1 protein-coding gene is annotated in these 428 nt (G+C 64.7%); it reads right to left on the bottom strand.

Annotated features, from left to right (window positions below; translation table 11 throughout):
- On the bottom strand, positions 1–428 hold a 428-nt coding region (locus tag DIE11_RS36045), incomplete at both ends, for a hypothetical protein (protein ID WP_148093078.1).

The following is a 428-nucleotide window of genomic DNA, read 5'->3' as shown; positions in this document are numbered from 1 at the left end:
TGGACGACGTTCTTCGCCTCATCGCGGAACAGCCATTCCTCACGCTGATCGGGGTGGATGATGCGGTACGTGTAGCCGAGGTGGTCGTAGTAGTGCCAGGTCTCCTGGCCATGGGCATCGGTGACGTAGGTAAGGCGGATGTTCTCGTCCCACTCCAGGCGGGTGTCGAAGCTGCCGTCGTCGGCCCATTCGCGCACCGCTTTAGCATCCGCGCCCTCGCCCTGCCACACCAGGTTCATGCCGCGGCCGGTGCGGTCCGTGTAACGGGTGATCAGGTGGTGCTGGTACTGGTAGGTCCACACGGCAGCATTCTCGTCTTGTGCCAGCGTGAGGTCGCCCGCTTCGTCATAGCGGTACAGGCTCAGGCGGCGCAGGGGTTCGTGCTCGCCCATCAGCCACAGGCCGGTGATGCGGCCAGCCTCGTCCAC

The organism is Burkholderia sp. Bp9012 (assembly GCF_003853825.1).
GTDB classification, from domain to species: domain Bacteria; phylum Pseudomonadota; class Gammaproteobacteria; order Burkholderiales; family Burkholderiaceae; genus Burkholderia; species Burkholderia diffusa.
This window is presented reverse-complemented; position numbering and strand designations above follow the sequence as displayed.